Raw genomic sequence first — 18715 nt, 5'->3', positions numbered from 1 at the left:
ATTCTATTTTTGTAATTTTATTTCAGCAATCGATTTATACTTCGGGGTTTCTTTCACGTGGGATTCGTATAAAGTAATTGTATCTGCTTGAAATGATATTTCAGGCACTTCTTTTATACTTTCTAAACGAAACTTTTCTTCTCCTATCCATTTACGAGCAACGGTAATATGCGGGTGATACGGGCGTATTTCTAGAGAAAATCCATTTTCTTCACAAATGGCATGTACTTGCTTTTGCAACTGAAACAAATCGTGATTCTCACTTACCTTCGCCCAAAAAATACGGGGCTGATTTTCCCTACCAAACGTTGAAAAACCTTGTAACGTGAACGATAGTTCTTTTGTTTCTGCAACTGTTTGTAATCCATTTTTTATTCCCTCTAATTGTTCCTCCGTTGCACTCCCTAAAAATGAAAGGGTAATATGATAGTCTTCTTTATGTACCCATGAACGAAATTGTAATTCCTCTTGCATGTCCTTTTTATAGTTATACAGCATTTCTTTTATATGATTCGGTAACGTAATTGCGACAAAATAATGCAGTTCCATGTACATCTTCTCCTTCTTTCTATTGTTGCTTTTCTTTCTTATCTCATTCAGGTAAAAAGAAGCCGCTCTCCAAAATAGAGAGCGGACATTATTTATATATCCATTACTTCGCTAATTCATGAATTGCTTGCGCGTAAATTGCTGTTGCTTTTAATAAGTCTTCAATTTCGATATACTCATCTTTTTGATGTGCAAGTTCTTCTTTTCCAGGGAATAGCGGGCCAAATGCCACACCAGCTTTTAATGAACGAGCATAAGTACCGCCGCCGATTGCTAATAGTTCTGCTTTTTCACCTGTTTGTTCTTCATACACACGTTGTAACGTACGGATTAATACGTGATCTTTATCGACGTGATGTGGGCGAGAATTAGAATAGTCAGCCACTTCAAAACCATGCGTACCAACATATTCTTTCAACTTCACAATTGTTTCTTCAAAGTTAGTTGTAACTGGGTAACGTACGTTTAGCCCTAAGTTACCACCGTTTTCTTTCGTATAAGAAATGCGACCGACATTCACTGTTAACGGACCGCTAATTTCATCTTTATAAGCAATAGTAGCTTTTTCACCAAAAATATCACCAGTAAATGTTTCTGTTGCAAATGTCGCAAATGCAGTTGCTTTTCCATCAAGTGAAACTGTAGTTAAGAAGTTTGCTAATAATAAACCTGCATTTTCTCCTTTTTCAGGAGTAGATCCGTGCGCTGAAATTCCTTCTATTTGCAACGTCACTGCATTTCCTTCTATAGTCGATTTCCCTATTTTTTTAGCAGTTTGTAAATACTCTTCATATGCTACTGTAAGTGCATTTACATCTTCTCCTGTAATAACCGCTTCTGCAAAATCAGGAACCATATTTAAACGGCGCCCTGAATCAAATGAAACAAGTTCATATGTACCTTTTTTCTCTTCACTACCATTTTGCACAACTTGTATGTCAGAAATTCCTTTTTCTGCATTAATAATTGGAAAGTCTGCATCTGGTGCAAAACCGATTGTTGGCATTTCTTCATTTTTAAAGTAGTGATCTACACATTTCCAATTACTTTCCTCATCTGTTCCTATAATCATACGAACACGTTTGGAAAGAGGTAAGCCTAATTCTTTCACAATTTTCATCGCATAATATGCTGCCATCGTTGGGCCTTTATCGTCAATTGCACCACGTGCAAAAATCTTTCCATCGCGAATATCCGCACTATATGCAGGAGTCGTCCAGCCATCTCCTTCTGGTACAACATCAACGTGACAAAGAATGCCTACTAACTCTTCTCCTTGTCCCATTTCAAGATGACCTGCATATCCTTCTAAATTTTTAGAAGCAAAACCTTCAGTTTCTCCTTTATGTAACATGAAAGATAAAGCTTTTTCTACACCTTCACCGAATGGTGCGCCCTCTTTCGCCGATTCTTCTTCCCATACACTTTTAATTTGTAAAAATTGTTGTGTATCACGAATTAAATCATCTTTTCGTTTCGCAACTTCTTCTGTCCAATTAATTGCTGACATCACGCATCCATCCTTCACTATATTGTTTCTTTCATCATAACAAACCGAAATCTCTTATGCCATACACGAAAACTAAATACCGAACAATTGTAATATTTCAGATATTTCTTATTAGTTTTTCTTTTATTTTTTCAAAAAAATTTGCAGGAATTTGGCGTTTTACGTAGAATTTTATGTGTTAGTTGACTGACCATATATACAATGTCAACTACCAATATTTTTCTATATGAATATTTGTTAAATTTCTGTAAAATTTAAGTAGATTAAAGCATGAATTTTATCATGTAGAGTACAATGGTAGTAACGACCTTCTTTCCTGAATGGGGTCAAAAAAACTAGTAGAGGAGTGGTTTTCTCTTGAAACCTACAACTACTCGTATGCTAACACGCATTAAATCAATTTATATGTACATCAATGAAAACGGAACGGTAACGACGAAAGACCTTGTAGATGAGTTCGGGATCACACCGCGAACGATACAACGTGATCTAAATGTGTTGCAGTTTAATGAACTCGTGTATAGCCCTTGCCGCGGTAAGTGGACAACAACAGGAAAGAAAGTGAGAATGACCTCATAATGAAAAATAATTGTATGTAAATAAATACATACCCCTTTCTAATAATTAGAAAGGGGTCTTTTCTGCGCCTATAAAGGTACTACTTTTCAGTATCTACTTGATATGTTTTTAACATTTCTACTTCTTCATCTGTTAGCTCTCGGTATTGTCCAAGTTCTAGTTCTTCATCTAATACTAACGGACCCATCTCTGTTCTCTTTAGGTAGACTACTTTTTTCCCTACCGCTTCAAACATACGCTTCACTTGATGGAATTTCCCTTCCGTAATCACAAGCTCAATTTCAGAAATATCATCGCTTTTCAATATTGTAAGTGCACCTGGCTTCGTTTCATAGCCATCATCTAAAATAACACCTTTAGCAAACTCTTTTACATCCTCTTCTGTTACTACTCCTGCAACGTGTGCATAATATTTTTTCGGCACATGCTTTTTCGGAGATAATAATTGATGTGATAACTTCCCATCATTTGTTATCAATAAGAAACCTTCCGTATCGATATCAAGTCGTCCAACTGGGAACGGATCAAAGATTGCATCTTCTAATTCTAATAAATCTATTACTGTTTCATGATTATCATCTTCCGTCGCTGAAATAACACCTTGTGGTTTATGCATCATTAAGTAAACAAATTCTTTGTATTCCACAACTTCACCGTGAATCATAACTTCTTGCTCTTCTACATTTACATGAACTTTCGCATCTTTTACTGGCGTTCCATCAATTTTCACAACGCCGTCTTTCAATAATTTCTTTACTTCTTTTCTACTTCCATATCCCATATTTGCTAATAATTTATCTAATCTCACGTTTTTCACCTTCTTTATTTATCATAGAAAAGGGGACGTAATTACGCCCCTCTTGATTTCAACTTTATTTTAAATCTACTACCAAGTTTACGTTGAATTTTATCTAATGCTTCTCCGCCAAATACTCTTTCAAGTACTCCTGTGCGAATTGCTAACAATCCGTAAACAAGACCGCCAATACCTGCACAAATTGCAACTGTTATAAGAGCACCAATACGGCCATCAGGCGAAATCATGAAGGATAGAAGCCATTGTGATAGTTTTACAGCAACGACCATTATAAGTGTTAGTACTGCAATTTGGAATGTTCTTTTATATACAACACCGAATGAATAGTGTGCGTATTTTTTAATTTGTTGATTTGTGTACCAAACAGAAGCTAAGAAACCAACTGCTGTTGCTAGAATTGCTCCTACTGTACCGAAATAACGAATAAAGATTACGTTACATACAAATTTCAAAATAACGCCCATTATAAGCGCAATAATCGCATGCTTCTGCTGGTTAATACCTTGCAGGATTGCCGCTGTTACTGTAAATAAAGCGAATAACAACGCAACTGGTGCATACCACATTAATACTTGTCCACCTAGTGGATCTGAATCGTAAAACGCAGTATAAATTGGATATGCCAGTGAAGAAATACCGACAACTGCTGGCAATGTTAAAAACATATTCGCCTGGAATGTTTGTGTAATTTGCAATTTCAAATAGCGGTATTGTTTTTCAGTAAATGATTTTGTAATTGCTGGTACAAGCGTTAAACTAAACGCTGTTGCAAGTGATACAGGAATCATAATTAACTTATGCGTCCACATTGTGAAAATACCGAGAGCTCGCTCTGCGATATCACCTTGACCAATCGCCTGCATAATTGAGTTAAATGTCAATGTATCAATTTGTTGATATAAAGGAATTGTTAACCCAATTACAACGTAAGGAATCGCATATGCAAATAACTCTTTAAACAATTGAACGGTGCTTACTGTTGATTCTGGTACAGTTTGTTCAATTAAATATTGATCCAAATATTTTTTACGTTTTAGCCAGTACCAAATTAACACACCGAGTGCTCCAACCGCTGAAACGAACGCAGCAAATGTCGCTACTCCAACTGCTGTTGCAACTGTACCGCCAAGTACTTTAATAACGATAAAACTACCTGCTAATAAAAAGACGATACGAATAATTTGTTCAATAATTTGTGAAACGGTAGTTGGTCCCATAGACTGGTGACCTTGGAAATAACCACGAATTAAACTCGCTGCTGGTACAACAATAAGTGCGAAACTTACAAGACGAATGATCGTCGTAACTTCTCCTACATTATTGTGTATACTTTGTTTACCAAGCATCGCTTCTGCAAACAATGGCGCCGTCATGTACAGTACTAGGAACGAAAGAACTCCTGTTACTATCATCATAACCATTCCCGAGCGGAACATTCTCCGGCTCGTTTTATAATCGCCAAGCGCATTATATTTGGAAACAAATTTTGAAACAGCAAGTGGCACACCTGCCGTTGCGATACTTAAAAAGATCGTATATGGAATGTATCCATATGTATAGAGCGTTCCGCCTTCTGTTCCTACTAATGCATGAAACGGAAAGACGTAAATCATGCCTAAGAACTTTACTAAAAATGTCCCTAGCGTAACAATAAGCGTTCCGCGCAGAAATTTCGAATCGGACATACAAAAATCCTCCTACATCTACATAAAGTGAAACTATAATTAGTTGGAGACTTCTCTCCTACTCCTTATTAGTTGAACCATTCGAGCATTTACAGGCTAACAGACTCCCTATTTACTTCTCCTAAATCTTGAGGTTTTAGTCTTATCGCCTACAAATGGCAGGATAGTGCTGAACTCTAACTTTTGTATTGTACCACAATTCTCTCATTAAGCAGTACTTCACTCTATTTTTCTTTTAAGGGAAAACATGCTATTCTTTTAGGCAGGAAATGTAGAAAATGAGGTCGATATATTATGCATTATGATGTTATTGTCATCGGCGGCGGTCCTTCTGGGCTAATGGCTGCAATTGGTGCTGCAGAAGAAGGCGCAAATGTCTTACTTCTTGATAAAGGAAATAAACTTGGGCGTAAACTTGCAATTTCTGGTGGCGGACGCTGTAACGTAACGAACCGTCTACCACTTGATGAAATTGTTAAACATATACCAGGAAACGGTCGCTTCTTATACAGCGCTTTTTCTATTTTTAATAATGAAGATATTATCACATTCTTCGAAAATCTTGGTGTTAAATTGAAAGAAGAAGACCATGGTCGCATGTTCCCTGTGTCAAACAAAGCACAATCTGTTGTAGACGCACTTTTAACACGATTAAAAGACTTAGGTGTAAAAATTCGTACAAATACGCCTGTTGAAACGATTGAATATGAAAATGGTCAAACGAAAGCAGTTATACTGCAAACAGGTGAAGTGTTAGAAACAAATCACGTCGTTATCGCTGTTGGCGGAAAATCAGTTCCTCAAACTGGATCTACTGGAGACGGATATGCTTGGGCTGAAAAAGCGGGTCATACAATCACAGAATTATTCCCAACAGAAGTACCTATCCTTTCAAACGAGCCGTTTATACGTGACCGCTCATTACAAGGCCTTGCTTTACGTGATATAAACTTAAGTGTATTAAACCCGAAAGGAAAAGCTATCATTTCTCACAAAATGGACATGCTCTTCACTCATTTCGGCCTATCCGGACCCGCTGCTCTTCGCTGTAGTCAATTCGTCGTGAAAGCACTGAAAAAGTTTAAAACGAATACAATACAAATGAGTATTGATGCATTGCCAGAGGAAAATAGTGAGCAACTATTCCAGCGCATGCTGAAACAAATGAAAGAAGATCCGAAAAAAGGAATTAAAAACGTTTTAAAAGGTTATGTTCCTGAACGTTACTTCCTATTCTTATTAGAAAAAAATGAAATTGACGGTAGCGAACAAGCTGGACAAGTTTCTCACGAAAAGATTCGTGCACTTGTGAAAGACTTTAAAGAGTTTACTGTGAATGTAAATGGTACGCAGTCAATTGAAAAAGCATTCGTTACTGGCGGCGGTGTATCCGTGAAAGAAATTAACCCGAAAGAAATGTCTTCTAAATTTACGAACGGCTTATATTTCTGCGGAGAAGTTCTTGATATTCACGGTTATACTGGTGGCTATAATATTACATCAGCCCTTGTTACTGGTAGAATTGCCGGAACGACAGCTGGAGAAAACGCGAAAATGCAGTATTAAAAAAAGAAACAGGGATTCCTGTTTCTTTTTTTATAGGTACATGAAATTATACGAGCAATTCCACAAATATATCAGCGATTCCGCAAATTTATCAGCGATTCTGCAACTTATATCGGCGATTTTCCAAATTTATCGACTTACCGACAAGAAGCGACAAATATCTGCTCCATGTAACTTTCCATTGCTTTTTTGTTGCTTTATTTACCTTAGTACCTTTATATTTTATATTGTTGAATATTTAAAAAAGGGTAAGGGGAAAACAAATGAGAAAAAAAGTCATGATGTCTTTAATGTTAATGACGTTTCTTTCTGCGGTAGAAGGAACGATTGTTAGTACAGCAATCCCTCGTATAACGAGTGATTTGTCAGGCGTCGAACTTGTTAGTTGGGTATATGCAATTTATATGCTTGCAACAGCTGTTTCGACTCCAATATACGGAAAGCTCGCTGATTTATTTGGCCGTAAAAAAGTTTTACTGATCGGAGCTACAATCTTTTTAGTCGGTTCTGCACTTTGCGGAGTCGTTACATCGATGGAACAATTAATCTTTTTCCGCGCGCTTCAAGGTATCGGTGCTGGTGCTGTTATGCCAATCACAATGACGATTATTGGAGACTTATATAGCGAAGCGAAAGACCGCGCGAAAGCACAAGGTTGGATGAGTGCCGTTTGGGGTGTATCCGGTGTTATCGGACCGTTAGTAGGTGGATTTTTAGTTGATTCCCTTTCTTGGCGCTATATTTTCTTCCTAAACGTTCCATTCGGAATTATCGCTTGCTTAATGATTGCAATTTACTACAAAGAATCTATTAAACCTGCTAAGCATCATATCGATTATCTTGGTGCAACAGTCTTCTCATTAAGTACAATCGCTCTACTATATGCATTATTAACAGGTAGCAGTAAGCAAAACTGGGGAGACATGACAATTATCGGCCTATTAATCTTTGCCGCTATTTCATTTATTATTTTCTTATTCATCGAGAAAAAATCTCCAGAACCATTAATTCCGCTAGCACTTTTCTCTAACCGTACATTATCTACGATAAATATATTAACTCTTATTGCTGGCGCAATGATTATTAGTATTACAATGTACCTTCCAATTTGGAGCCAAGGTGTATTAGGGAAAAATGCTACAGAAGCTGGACTTATTTTAATGCCAATCCCTGTTATGTGGACATTTGGCGCTATTTTCTCTGGTAACTTAGTAGGCAAATTAAAAACGAAACAAATCATTTTACTTGGAGCTAGCATTTTATCAGTCGCTACGTTCTTATTATTTACACTATCAACAAATTCACCATCGTTCCTTATTTATGTAGCAGTCGGATTATTCGGCTTAGGAATGGGGCTTGTGACACCGATTTACATGGTAACAATTCAAGCAGCCGTACCAGCTCATACACGCGGAACAGCCGTTGGTTTAAACACATTTATTAATACATTCAGTCAAACGTTAGGTGCTGCAATCTTTGGAACAATCTTTAATACGATGATTCATGCACGCGGCATTAAAAACCTTGATCTTGTATCTGGTGGACACGGCGGGACTACAGCAAGTGTAGCCACTGAATCACAATCCGCATTAGCTGCAAGTGTACACGTTATTTATATGAGCACTTTCGTATTAGCAGTATGTACATTAATTATCGGTTGGCTTTTATTAAAGCCAGCTACACAAACAAGTGAGCAACAATAAAAAGGATGACCATTTTGGTCATCCTTTTTTTATTCTTCATTCTCCACAATATGTTTCAGCATGGACAATTTATTATCCCAAAAACGTTCATAATACGAGAGCCACTGCTGTAATTCCTCTAATGGCTCTGGATGCAAGCGATATATCTTCTCTCTTCCGCTCTTTCTTCCACTTACTAAATTCGCTTCCGAAAGAATATGAAGGTGCTTTACAACCGCAGTACGACTCATCGGAAAATGATCCGTTATTTTGGAAATCGGTAACTCTTTGTCACTTAATAACCGTATTACTTCTCGGCGGGTTGGATCAGCAATTGCTTGAAATACATCATATTTCGCTGCTGACGAGGACACTTAGCCTTCGACAACCTTTTTCAGTTTTTCATTTACAATCGCTACCCAACCACCGCTCATTCTATCGCGAATAATAGAGCTCTTCGCATTTGCTTTCGGAAGAATTTCATCAGGATGTTTCCAGCCGCCGTGAATTAACGTAAATTCTGTTTTGTTATCTCCTAAGTCTTTCAAATTAAATGAAACAACCCAGCCATCTGTATCCCATGAGAAAGATAAATAGTTTGGCTCATCAATCTCTAACACTTTACATGGTGATGGCCCAAATGGTGATTGCACATGAAATTCATGTCCTACCTCTAATACAAAATCATTTGGCATAAACCATGACGCAATCCCTTCTGCAGTTGATACTACACTCCATACCTTTTGAATAGACGCGTTAAAAACGATTGTTTGTTTAATATCATTTAATGTATTTTGTTGTTCCATTTTCATTCTCCTTTACTCGGCGTTATAACATAACACCTTTTGGTTATACTTCGATAATATAACACCTTTTAGTTTCATGTCAACGCTAATTCTTTTACTGTTGAGAAATTCTCAACATTTTTTCAACAGGACAAACACCCTCTTAGCATTTCCTCATAATATACTCACAAAGGCAATACAAAATAAAAACTTCTCTCAACATGAAACTCCATCATTTATCTTGAGAGAAGCGCCTTACTTATATCATGCGTACTTCGTCTCTCCTCCTTCCCTCAAGGGACAATACGCGAGATATGACAAATCAGAAGGAATATGCCCACCATTTGAGTAGGTAGTTATTTCTCTTCTCCTCAACATTTCCTCAGGAGCGAAATGACTACCGACTCACTTTTTTCAAACAAAAATAAAAAGGGGATGAAAGCTATGTTCTATTGCATTAACTGCTCTGATATTCATCATGAAAAACATCCGAATGATAAAGTATTCAAAAACGGTTTTTATATTGATCCATTTTTAGGTGATCGTTATCACCTTGGTATGTGTAAAGATGCCCAAAATCATGAAACAGGGGAGCCTCTTTTAACGACAAAGAAATTAGGCACACCCCAATCTATTATGAACGTATTACCGACACATGTTGTCCCAACATAAAACATAAAAAAGAGCTGGGTGAGCCAGCTCTTTTTTATGCTTTATAAACGATCATTGCTGAAAAACAATAAATTTGGTTTTCATCGTCGTTAATGGAAACACCAACTTGATACTTAATATCTACAAAGTTGCTATCATCAATCTTTTTCAAAAACACATTCACAGCGTCTTCTAAGTCTTTTTCGTGACTTTCATCAAACACTTTCACACGAATCATGTTAACACCATCCTAGATCGCAGCCCTCCGCCGCTTGATTATTGCCACGGTGCGTATCTATGATGCGATAAAACTTTCCATTCTCATATATATATCCGTCTTCTAACACATATTTTTTATCTTCAGTATAGACATAAAACTTACCTATCATAAATTTACTCGTATATAATTCCAAATAATTTGGTCTAAATTTAGCTACAACTTTATTTGTAATATCAATTTTTATTGTGCGCCTCACCTTCTCTCCCTCCTTTGCAAAGAACGGATTTAGGTATATTGTATTAGCGCTTTTACATTTTATGCTTAAAAATAAGTGGATATGCCTTCTTTCTCACCTGTACTATTTTTCTAAAAAAATCACTATAAAGTGAAACTTTAATCAGCCCGCCCCCCACCTAACTTCTTTGCTTTTTCTAAATTTTGAGATGGGGGTCTTATCGCCCGTTAATGCGGGATAAATATGTTCAAAAAAACATAAAAAAACCACTCCATATTATTGACTCTAATATAAATGTTATGTTATTATATAAAATTTGACATTTTTACATGCGTATGCTATCATTAAAAGTGGTTACCACATATGGAGGTGGATGATTTGTTTCAAATTGGTGATAAAATCGTTTATCCAATGCACGGTGCAGGAATTATCGAAGCAATTGAAGAGAAAGAAATATTAGGTACTTCACGTCAATATTGTGTGATACGCATCATTAGTAAAGATATGCAAGTAATGCTTCCGATGGAACAATTAAAAAAATCAGGTATTCGTTATATCGTTGATCGAGGTACGTTAGATGATATACTTCTTGAATTTCAAAACGGGGAGTCAGACCCATCACTCTCATGGAAACAAAGATATACAATGAATATGGAAAAAATGAAAAATGGCAATTTACAAGATAGCGCAGAAGTGGTTCGGGATTTACTTCGCCGTAATAAAGAGAGAACATTAAATGCGAGCGAAAAACAAATGCTAGATAATGCACGAAAAATGATGATCAGCGAAGTCGCGCTCGTACAAAATGTTACTGAACATCAAGCAACAGAATTTCTTCAAGATACAATTAATCATTAATTTTAAAATAGCCGAACGCTATTTTTTTTGTAAAAAAGGACAAAGAGATAAAACTCTTTGTCCTTTTCATATTACCCACGCCCAGCTTGAAACGATGGGTATAAAGTCATTCCACCATCTGCAAATAACGTAATTCCAGTTACGTAACTCGCCTCTGATGAAGCAAGCCAAGTTGCTACTGCTGCGATTTCTTCAGGTTTTCCAATATAGCCCATAGGTATCATACTTTCTACGTCAGCACGTTTTTTAGGATCAGCAAACTTTTCGGCATTAATTGGCGTATTAATTGCACCTGGCCCAATATTATTTACTCGAATACCTTTTGGCGCATATTCTAACGCTAGCGTTTCTGTCATCAGTTTAATGCCACCCTTACTTGCTGCATAGTGCACAAATAGTGGCCACGGAATTTTCTCATGAACACTAGACATATTAATGACAGACCCTTTAATATCATGTTCTACAAAATATTTAATCGCTTCACGACTTCCTAAAAAAGCACCTGTTAAATTTGTATTAATTACCCTATTCCAATCTTCAAGCGGCATTTCATGCGACGGTACCGCGTTTTCTATCCCTGCATTATTAATCATAACGTCAAGCGTACCAAACTCTTTCACAGCAGATTGAATGAGATTCACAACATCTGATTCGACGGTTACATCACCTTTTACAGCAATCGCTTCGCCGCCTACCTTTTTAATTTCTTCTAACACATCATTCGCTTCTGATTCTCGTGAGCGATAATTAATAACCACTTTCGCTTTTTCCTTAGCAAACCTCACTCCCATCGCTCTTCCGAGACCAGTTGCTGATCCTGTAATAACGACAACTTTCCCTGCTAAATCACTATACATTTCCATACCTCCTTTAACTTTTGGCTATACCTAACATAATTCCGGCTGCGATAATAAAAACGATACCGACAACGATACCCGTTAATTGACGTTTCGTTTTCTTTTCACCTAATATAAGGATCCCACCAAGCGTGGAAATAATAATTCCCATTTGCGATAGCGAGAAACTTGTTGCGACTCCAACACGCGGCTGTGAAATGAATAAAAACATATTTCCAGCTGCCCAAATTAATCCTGGAATAATATTGCGAATTGCATATTTATTAAATGGATGATGTTTAAAGGTAAGCAAAATCCCACCTAACACCATACCAACTGCTTGTGGCAACAAAGCCGACCAGCCATCTACGTTAAATAACCTAATTACTACTACGTAAACTAAATAACCGACTGTTGAAATTAATAAAATTACGATACCTCTTTTAAAGTTTGCTGCTTGCTCTGCATTCTTTTCTTCTTCACTTTGAAGCGATGTTAAAATAACACCGATAATAATACAAACGAGCGCTAAAACCCCAAGAACGACCGATATTGTCGTGGACCATTCATGAAATACGATAACGCCAAATAAAGTCGTCGCGACTAATTGAAGTCCTGTTGAAATTGGCATCGTCCTCGAAACACCCATTAAATCAATACTTTTCAATTGATTCGCCTGACCAAGCGCCCAAAATAAACCTGACACAACTCCAACTCCGATAACGGTAGGTGTTAATACTGGCTTCATAAAAATATAAACAACAATTGAAAAAATAAGTGCTCCAAATGTTGTTCCGAGCGTTTGACTATACGGGCCCCCGCCCAGTTTTACGTTAAATAGCACAATACTTCCCCAAAATATAGCTGGTAAAATCGCTAAAAATATATCCATCACTCATTACCTTTCTTTACTAAATGCCATAGATTATCACTCTAAATCGTTAGAGTGAGCTTTTATTTTTTCTTTTTCCCGTTCACAAACTTTTTCTGCAATAGCGTCAGAAACATTCTTTTCTCGCTCCACTTTCTTTATCTTTACGTGATCTAAATGATCTTCCAAAGTAAGCGTAACTTTATCGTTCGGCGGATTATGCGCTCCTTGAAATGTAAGAAATTGTAGCTTCAATTCGTATCTAGGAACAAATTCATCTTTCTTGCCGAGACGCTTTATATCTATAACTGAAGCACATTCATATTGATCTTCTGTCACTTGTCTAATAACTGAATAGTACCTATTTGATAATGCACTCTCTAAAAGCTGTTCTCTTGATTCTTTCGCGAAAGAATCGCTTGGAGAAGAGAAAAAGGCCACACATAGCATTGTGATAACGACACATATTTTTTTCATAGTTCCCTCCTTGTTCTATAGATTAGTGTTCTCAAAACTGCCATAAAAAAACGACTTTCCCTATGTAGGAAAGTCGTTTTAATAAATCCAATATTAACCACCGCTCACTGGTGGAATTAGTGCAACAACATCACCAGATTGGACCCTGTCATCTTCATTTGCGTATTCTTCATTAATCGCAACCATAATTGGCTCTGAAACTGGTACATTATATTCGTTCGCAACAACATCTTTTAACTGTGCAACCGTAATATTTTCTTTCTCTATTTGTAATTCACTTGTCCCTGCTTCTTCTTGCAAGTGCGCAAATAACAATACTCTAATCATACTTATAGCTCCTTCCCAGGCTCTCCCGCCGGATATGGTGTTTTTTCTAATTGATCACCAATCCATGAGTCACCATCTTCCCAAAACTCCTTTTTCCAAATCGGAACAATTTGTTTTATGCGTTCCATAATATATTCGTTCGCTTCATAAGCCGCTTTACGGTGTGGTGTTGAAACAGCAACAACAACCGCTATATCAGAAATTTGCAACGTACCGATGCGATGTGTAATCGCAACATATGTACCTGGCCATTTCTCTTTCACTTCCAAGCCAATTTTCTCTAGCATCTTTTCTGCCATCGTCTTATAAGCAACATACTCTAAGTATAATGTACGACGCCCTTTCGTAAACTCTCTAACCGTTCCAATAAATGTTGTAACAGCACCGCATTCACGTCGAATTACTTTCTTCGTTACTTCTTCAATTGAGATTTCTGTATCAATTACTTCATAATATGTATTTATCATTTCGCACTCCTAACCGTTTGTAAAAACCAGTCTATGTACAACTCTTCTTCTGTTATATGAAATACTTTATATTCTTCTCGTATATTTGCCGGAACATCATACCACGTAATAACCGCCACTATATTTTCTACTTTATGTAAAAGCTCAATGTCTTCCGCAGAACGAAGTAACACTACTTTCGAGTAATTCTCTTTTTTATAGCCTTCTATTAAAATTGTATCCACTTCAAAAAACTCATATAAGCGAATAATTTCTTGCAAGGACCATTTCTTTCTTAGTGAAGAAAGTGAAAGCAATCCAGCACCTTCTACACTACTTACGACAGCACCAGCTTTACGGTGTCTTTCGCTATCTTTTTGCGCTACTTCTGGAAAGCCTCCGTGCCCGTGATGTTTAATTGTAGCAACTTTCATTTTTCGTTCAGCTAATGCATGCACCACTTTCTCAACAAGTGTTGTTTTCCCGCTATTTTGATATCCTACTATTTGTAAGATTGAAGGGGCTTTGCCCATGGCCAATCACATCCCTCAGAGTGCTCTAACAATAATACGGATACTTTCATTCCGGTCTCAAATCCTCTCGTTCCTCCAGGTAACACGATAAAAGCATTCGCATCTGCAAGTGAAGATACCGCACTCGATTTATCTAAACCAACTGGCATCGCTTGTAACGCCCCGTCCACAATTGTTACGTTCGCTCTTACGAAACGAGTAAATGGATTTGGCTTTGGAAAATCTTTTTGTAAAATAGCATCCGCTCTATATACGTGAGGTTCCTTCGCATACAAATACGTTTTTATAATTGGATGCACAAATAATTCAAAGCCTACATAACAAGCAGACGGATTTCCTGATAAACCAAAGAGTAACTTTCCATCAACTTCAGCTACTGTCGTTACACTTCCGGGCCTCATGGCTATCTTATTAAAGAGTACATTTGCCTGTAACCTTTCATAAATAGCTGGTAAGTAGTCATAATCTCCTACTGATACACCGCCTGTTGTAATTAAAATGTCGACCTCATCCACCGCTGATTGAACAGCTGTAAAACATGCATCTAACTCATCCGCGAGTTGACCATAATAACGAACTTTCCCGCCAGCTTTCATAATTTGAGCTGCGATCATATACGAGTTACTATTTCTAATTTTCCCCGGTTCTAACGGCTCATGTACTTCTAATAATTCACTTCCTGTCGTTACAATACCGACAACAGGCTGTTTTACAACTTTCACAGTGCTATATCCAAACGTTGCTAATAAGGCGGCAACACCTGGATTAATTGCAACGCCTTTCTGAACGAGAACTTGATTTTGTTTTATATCTTCTCCTTTAAACGACACATTGTCACCGTTATTAAAAGGGCGTTTTAACTTCATATATGTTTTCCCGTTCTTCTCAAACCCTTCTGTCAGCTCTAGCATTACGACTGCATTGCAATCTTGTGGAATAGCTGCTCCTGTCATAATACGAACCACCTGAAAAGATCCTACTTCTTCTGTAAAAACAGAACCTGCCCCGATTTCTCCTATTACTTCAAATTCAACTGGATTCTCTTGAGTTGCTTCTTTCGTATCTTCTGCTCGAATGGCGAAACCATCGTAAGGGGAACGATCAAAATGAGGAACGTCATGATCTGAGACAACATCTTCCCCGAGAATTCTCCCGTAACTTTCCGTAATAGAAATTTCTTCTACTTCACCATGCTTTGCATATTTCATTACCCGTTCTACTGCCTCAGCAACTTGAATTGGAATTCGTTTTTCTACCATCGTTTCTCACCTCATATTTGCAATTTTTTTTATCTCGATTAAACTTTATATATTCAATAGAAATTACTTCAAGGAGGAATTCCATGTCTTCATTTACACACTTTAATGACCAAGGACGCGCGAAGATGGTTGATATAAGTGACAAAAAAGCAACCGTTCGAACAGCAATTGCGTGCTCTAGCATTGTCGTTACGAAAGAAATTTACGATAAAATCTCTCACAATGAAATTGGGAAAGGTGACGTATTAGCAGTTGCGCAAATCGCAGGCATTATGGCTGCGAAACGAACTTCTGATATTATCCCAATGTGCCATCCTTTACTATTAAAAGGTGTTGACGTTTCTTTCGATTGGAAACAATCAGAAGAACAATATCGTTTACTCATTGAAGTAAAAGTTAAAACAGAAGGTAGCACCGGTGTTGAAATGGAAGCTTTAACAGCTGCTTCGGCTACCGCTCTTACTGTGTATGATATGTGTAAAGCTGTCGATAAAGGTATGATTATCGGCGAAACCTACTTACTTGAAAAAACAGGCGGAAAAAGTGGAGATTATACGAGAAATTCATAATCCTTTCTCCGTTGAACCTAAAGGATCCCCTTTAGGTTCAACCTATATATCTTGCATATAAACTTTTCGCTACATTTATATCATTCGTCCCATGAATGAAAGCTCTGCCATCTGTAAATAAAACAAAACGATATTCTTCTACCGGAAACGACAATAAATAAGGTGTCGCCTTTATCTCTACGCTTCTTTGTAAGCGCTTTTTAATTTCTTCCAAATTAAAATTCTTCCGCACACCTGGACGAATTTGCACTGTATTTCGCCCACATAACACTTCTGTTTTCGTTTGTGCTTCAAATGTTAAACTCGGATATGTACGTAACCTTCCGCAAGATAAACAAGTATCTTTTTTCTGCCTATTCACTTTAAATGCCATCTGTTGATTATTCCAAAGATCAAATGATAACATCGTTTCACGAAGCGCTCCGTAGTCTTCTACTAATATTTTCAGCGCTTCCGTAGTTTGATGCGCAACTACTAATTGTACTGCCGGTTGTATAATACCAGCTGTGTCACATGTTGCTCCGCTCGCCGGATGCTCCATTAAACAGCGAAAACACGGTGTTTTCCCTGGTAAAATTGTATACGTTACTCCGTAGCTTCCAACGCACCCACCATATATCCACGGAATATTATACTTTTGTGAAATATCATTAATGAGAAGACGCGTTTCAAAATTATCTGTCGCATCTAATATTAAATCTACATCATTCACTAATTCTTCCATTTCTTGCACCGTTACATCTGTCACAACCGGATTTATTTCCACTTCAGAATTAATCGCTCTTAAATGCTCTGCTGCCGCTACCGCCTTCGGTTTATACTGCTTTGCATCTTCTTCTGTATATAGTTGTTGTCTTTGTAAATTACTCCATTCTACATAATCACGATCAGCAATCGTTACTTTTCCAACACCCGCTCTAACAATCGCTTCTGCATTTGCCGCACCGAGAGCACCAGCACCAATAATAAGCACATGCTTCTCTCTTATTTTTCTCTGTCCTTCTTCTCCAACACCAGAAAATAATATTTGTCTTGAATATCGCTCCTGCATGCGATACCCCCCTTTCTTATCCTCCTATATAAGACATTTCGATTTTCGGACGATTTTTTGCACTTTCTTCTGTTCGTTCATCCGAATACCTATCTTTTCTATTCATCCATACATCTTGTATAACACTTAATAACTCCTCATCCGAAAGATTTCCTCTAAGAAGTTCTCTTACATCCAAACCCTCTGTCGCAAATAAGCACGTATAAAACTTTCCATCTGCCGAAATTCTCGCCCTCGTACAAGAGACACAAAATGACTCAGAAACAGATGTAATAAAACCAACTTCAACATTTGTTCCAACGTACCGATATCGCTTCGCAACTTCACCAAAGTAATGCGCTTCAGCTGGCTCAAGCGGATACACCTTATGAATCATCTCAATCAATTCTCGTTTTGTAACGACTTGATCAAAATTCCACCCATTTGTACTACCAACATCCATAAACTCAATAAACCGAAGCGTGATTCCTTGCTCTTTAAAATACGCAGCCATCGGTAGTACTTGATGATCGTTCATCCCTTTTTTCACAACCATATTTACCTTTACTTCCAAGCCCGCCTCTTTAGCTGCTATAATTCCCTTAATTACCGGTTTCGTATTAATATTTCGACCATTAATATTCTTAAATATGTCATCATCTATCGCATCTAAACTAACATTCACTCTATGTAATCCAGCTTCTTTTAATGCCTTCGCTTGTTTCGTTAAATGAATAGCATTTGTCGTTAACCCTATATCTATTAGCCCATCAATTTTCACAAGACGTGCAATAAGTTTTGTTAAATCTTTACGAAGCAGTGGCTCACCGCCAGTAAGTCTAATTTTCCGTACACCGATGCTAACAAATAATTTTGCCAAACGCTCAATTTCATCAAAAGTTAGTAAAAACTCGTCTTTCAAAAAAGCATATTCTGGCCCAAATATTTCCGCTGGCATACAATATGTACATCTAAAATTGCAACGATCAATGACAGATATACGTAAATCTTGAAGTGGGCGTCCAAAAAAATCTTTAACCATCTCCTGCATCGCCACCCTCCCTTTCTGCCAAATTTCTTTCTTTTCATTCTATTATAATATATTTTCGAACTGCGATGTTTTTGCTCAAGTGAATAAAGTGAAACTTTAAATAATTAGAGGGGATTCACTCCCCCTGGTTAACGAGGTTTACTTACAAATACAAAGATAGAAAAACCTTGAAACATAAA

The 18715-nt window shown here is 37.3% G+C and carries 23 protein-coding genes; 6 read left to right on the top strand and 17 right to left on the bottom strand.

What is annotated here, in order from left to right; translation table 11 throughout:
* Window positions 1–3: 3 nt before the first annotated feature.
* Window positions 4–549, bottom strand: a complete 546-nt coding sequence (thpR, locus tag ES895_RS00495) for an RNA 2',3'-cyclic phosphodiesterase (protein ID WP_087967215.1) — start codon at window positions 547–549, stop codon at window positions 4–6.
* A 103-nt stretch (window positions 550–652) separates the two neighbouring features.
* Window positions 653–2059 (bottom strand): dipeptidase PepV, encoded by a 1407-nt coding sequence (gene pepV, locus ES895_RS00490; protein WP_001274251.1) that lies wholly within the window; start codon window positions 2057–2059, stop codon window positions 653–655.
* 357 nt (window positions 2060–2416) lie between these two features.
* On the opposite strand from pepV, the gene ES895_RS00485 reads away from it, so the two are divergent.
* Window positions 2417–2638, top strand: coding sequence for a DeoR family transcriptional regulator (locus tag ES895_RS00485; protein WP_000805512.1), 222 nt, complete (start codon window positions 2417–2419; stop codon window positions 2636–2638).
* 79 nt (window positions 2639–2717) lie between these two features.
* Here the strand turns inward: ES895_RS00485 and ES895_RS00480 are convergent, their stop codons facing one another.
* Both ES895_RS00480 and ES895_RS00475 read right to left on the bottom strand, forming a co-directional pair.
* On the bottom strand, window positions 2718–3446 hold the full coding sequence (locus ES895_RS00480) for a pseudouridine synthase (protein WP_001234947.1): 729 nt from the start codon (window positions 3444–3446) through the stop codon (window positions 2718–2720).
* 41 nt (window positions 3447–3487) lie between these two features.
* Window positions 3488–5140: a putative polysaccharide biosynthesis protein gene (locus ES895_RS00475; protein WP_001284029.1), complete on the bottom strand. Its 1653-nt coding sequence runs from the start codon at window positions 5138–5140 to the stop codon at window positions 3488–3490.
* 294 nt (window positions 5141–5434) lie between these two features.
* Here ES895_RS00475 and ES895_RS00470 point away from each other — a divergent pair, with 294 nt between their 5' ends.
* Complete coding sequence (locus tag ES895_RS00470; protein WP_000558859.1) at window positions 5435–6706, top strand: BaiN/RdsA family NAD(P)/FAD-dependent oxidoreductase; 1272 nt, start codon at window positions 5435–5437, stop codon at window positions 6704–6706.
* A gap of 263 nt (window positions 6707–6969) precedes the next feature.
* The gene (locus ES895_RS00465; RefSeq protein ID WP_001228022.1) at window positions 6970–8409 is read left to right on the top strand and encodes an MDR family MFS transporter; all 1440 of its coding nucleotides are present in this window, start codon (window positions 6970–6972) and stop codon (window positions 8407–8409) included.
* Between the two features lie 29 nt (window positions 8410–8438).
* Here ES895_RS00465 and ES895_RS00460 read toward each other — a convergent pair whose 3' ends face one another.
* Together ES895_RS00460 and ES895_RS00455 are read right to left on the bottom strand one after the other, a co-directional pair.
* On the bottom strand, window positions 8439–8762 hold the full coding sequence (locus tag ES895_RS00460; protein WP_000098837.1) for an ArsR/SmtB family transcription factor: 324 nt from the start codon (window positions 8760–8762) through the stop codon (window positions 8439–8441).
* Window positions 8763–9194 (bottom strand): SRPBCC family protein, encoded by a 432-nt coding sequence (locus ES895_RS00455; RefSeq protein ID WP_000437770.1) that lies wholly within the window; start codon window positions 9192–9194, stop codon window positions 8763–8765.
* Between the two features lie 423 nt (window positions 9195–9617).
* On the opposite strand from ES895_RS00455, the gene ES895_RS00450 reads away from it, so the two are divergent.
* Complete coding sequence (locus ES895_RS00450) at window positions 9618–9845, top strand: DUF3973 domain-containing protein (RefSeq protein WP_000498988.1); 228 nt, start codon at window positions 9618–9620, stop codon at window positions 9843–9845.
* A gap of 34 nt (window positions 9846–9879) precedes the next feature.
* Here ES895_RS00450 and ES895_RS00445 read toward each other — a convergent pair whose 3' ends face one another.
* Both ES895_RS00445 and ES895_RS00440 read right to left on the bottom strand, forming a co-directional pair.
* Window positions 9880–10062 carry a sporulation protein Cse60 gene (locus tag ES895_RS00445; RefSeq protein WP_000621751.1) on the bottom strand — a complete coding sequence of 61 codons (183 nt, stop codon included), beginning with the start codon at window positions 10060–10062 and terminating at the stop codon, window positions 9880–9882.
* A 1-nt stretch (window position 10063) separates the two neighbouring features.
* Window positions 10064–10300, bottom strand: coding sequence for a DUF2553 family protein (locus tag ES895_RS00440; RefSeq protein WP_061138910.1), 237 nt, complete (start codon window positions 10298–10300; stop codon window positions 10064–10066).
* Window positions 10301–10642: 342 nt separating this feature from the next.
* Between ES895_RS00440 and ES895_RS00435 the strand changes: the two genes are divergently transcribed.
* Complete coding sequence (locus tag ES895_RS00435; protein ID WP_000451446.1) at window positions 10643–11137, top strand: CarD family transcriptional regulator; 495 nt, start codon at window positions 10643–10645, stop codon at window positions 11135–11137.
* Window positions 11138–11208: 71 nt separating this feature from the next.
* Here ES895_RS00435 and ES895_RS00430 read toward each other — a convergent pair whose 3' ends face one another.
* The 7 genes from ES895_RS00430 to moeA form a co-directional block, all read right to left on the bottom strand.
* Entirely contained in the window at window positions 11209–11994 is a 786-nt protein-coding gene (locus tag ES895_RS00430) for a glucose 1-dehydrogenase (RefSeq protein WP_000286673.1), read from the bottom strand.
* Window positions 11995–12007: 13 nt separating this feature from the next.
* The gene (glcU, locus tag ES895_RS00425) at window positions 12008–12865 is read right to left on the bottom strand and encodes a glucose uptake protein GlcU (protein WP_000350867.1); all 858 of its coding nucleotides are present in this window, start codon (window positions 12863–12865) and stop codon (window positions 12008–12010) included.
* Between the two features lie 36 nt (window positions 12866–12901).
* Window positions 12902–13321 carry a DUF3888 domain-containing protein gene (locus tag ES895_RS00420; RefSeq protein WP_000717677.1) on the bottom strand — a complete coding sequence of 140 codons (420 nt, stop codon included), beginning with the start codon at window positions 13319–13321 and terminating at the stop codon, window positions 12902–12904.
* A 93-nt stretch (window positions 13322–13414) separates the two neighbouring features.
* Entirely contained in the window at window positions 13415–13648 is a 234-nt protein-coding gene (moaD, locus tag ES895_RS00415) for a molybdopterin converting factor subunit 1 (RefSeq protein ID WP_000621778.1), read from the bottom strand.
* A 2-nt stretch (window positions 13649–13650) separates the two neighbouring features.
* Window positions 13651–14115 carry a molybdopterin synthase catalytic subunit MoaE gene (moaE, locus tag ES895_RS00410; protein WP_000611226.1) on the bottom strand — a complete coding sequence of 155 codons (465 nt, stop codon included), beginning with the start codon at window positions 14113–14115 and terminating at the stop codon, window positions 13651–13653.
* Window positions 14112–14627, bottom strand: coding sequence for a molybdopterin-guanine dinucleotide biosynthesis protein B (gene mobB / locus ES895_RS00405; protein WP_000513645.1), 516 nt, complete (start codon window positions 14625–14627; stop codon window positions 14112–14114). Before mobB ends, moaE begins: the two co-directional genes overlap by 4 nt.
* Window positions 14597–15886, bottom strand: coding sequence for a molybdopterin molybdotransferase MoeA (gene moeA, locus ES895_RS00400; protein ID WP_000229698.1), 1290 nt, complete (start codon window positions 15884–15886; stop codon window positions 14597–14599). Before moeA ends, mobB begins: the two co-directional genes overlap by 31 nt.
* 83 nt (window positions 15887–15969) lie before the next feature.
* Here moeA and moaC point away from each other — a divergent pair, with 83 nt between their 5' ends.
* Window positions 15970–16455, top strand: coding sequence for a cyclic pyranopterin monophosphate synthase MoaC (gene moaC / locus ES895_RS00395; RefSeq protein WP_000094146.1), 486 nt, complete (start codon window positions 15970–15972; stop codon window positions 16453–16455).
* Window positions 16456–16492: 37 nt separating this feature from the next.
* Here moaC and ES895_RS00390 read toward each other — a convergent pair whose 3' ends face one another.
* A complete protein-coding gene (locus ES895_RS00390) occupies window positions 16493–17506 on the bottom strand; it encodes a molybdopterin-synthase adenylyltransferase MoeB (RefSeq protein WP_001158103.1) in 1014 nt (337 codons plus the stop codon).
* 16 nt (window positions 17507–17522) lie between these two features.
* Window positions 17523–18536: a GTP 3',8-cyclase MoaA gene (moaA, locus tag ES895_RS00385; RefSeq protein ID WP_001157117.1), complete on the bottom strand. Its 1014-nt coding sequence runs from the start codon at window positions 18534–18536 to the stop codon at window positions 17523–17525.
* Window positions 18537–18715 lie beyond the last annotated feature (179 nt).

Source organism: Bacillus sp. 007/AIA-02/001, assembly GCF_004634455.1.
In the GTDB taxonomy this organism is placed as follows: domain Bacteria; phylum Bacillota; class Bacilli; order Bacillales; family Bacillaceae_G; genus Bacillus_A; species Bacillus_A cereus.
Note: the sequence above shows the minus strand (reverse complement) of the source record. Positions and strands in the feature narration are given on the sequence as shown.